The following is an 814-nucleotide window of genomic DNA, read 5'->3' on the forward strand; positions in this document are numbered from 1 at the left end:
CTCGAAGTTATCGCTACGGTATAAAACCTTCTGTTCAGCAAAGGGCAGAATCAAATTGTGCCCTTTATCGTTATTAGCCATGTAGCTAACATCTGATGACTCAATACGCCAGTCCATCCCCGCTTGTTTTGCCCAGACCTCGATAGGCTGCTTAGGCGCAAGCTCGTTACCTAGACCATGCCAAGGGGTTTCGCCAACGTATGCCATTGATTCGATTAAATGTGCCATGAGAATATTCCTTTTAAATTGATTGGTTAAGTAAGTTGATAATTGATGGTTAATTAAAAGCTGTAAACACGTGAGTACAGTCATCACAGCGATACTGCTTATTGATCAGTATCGGTAAAGCGTTCTTTGATTGAGCCATCTCGATCAGGGTTGCGATAGCAGTACCTGTCATCACACCGATCACAGGATGCACTTTGAATGACTTGCATAGACTGATACCAAGACTGATCATTGCAGTGGGAGATAACAACTCATCGATCAAACGGTCGTGAGTACCATCAGTCATCTCATACACCGCTAATGACTGACAACATGGACATACTGGTTTCATAAAGACTCCTTAAATGATGGGCATAAAAAAGGCCTGCACGAGGCAGACCTTTAATGGTGAATAAGGATGAGCGTTAGGACGTTGATGCTCGATCTCATGAATGTAGTATGTATTTGAAATTATTTAGCTATGGGCTATGCTAAGTACCACTTAATCCTTAGGGGTAGTTCCGCGACCAAAGCTACGCATGCTTGGCGTCCATGCTTTAAGGCGCTGTTCGTACTTGTCAGGTCGAGTTAAGTACAGTGCTGCATT

1 protein-coding gene and 1 pseudogene are annotated in these 814 nt (G+C 43.4%); both read right to left on the reverse strand.

Translation table 11 applies throughout. The features are described from left to right. A pseudogene (locus ACS8FC_RS16415) lies at positions 1-228 on the reverse strand (DUF932 domain-containing protein); the annotation flags it as partial. A gap of 49 nt (positions 229-277) precedes the next feature. Beyond that, positions 278-559: an SIR2 family NAD-dependent protein deacylase gene (locus ACS8FC_RS16420; protein ID WP_439297561.1), complete on the reverse strand. Its 282-nt coding sequence runs from the start codon at positions 557-559 to the stop codon at positions 278-280. Positions 560-814 lie beyond the last annotated feature (255 nt).

This window comes from Psychrobacter sp. 1Y4 (genome assembly GCF_051847555.1).

Bases quoted from the DNA above. Each gene is read 5' to 3' on its own strand.
- ACS8FC_RS16420 (WP_439297561.1), bottom strand. From the start codon at position 559: ATGAAACCAGTATGTCCATGTTGTCAGTCATTAGCGGTGTATGAGATG.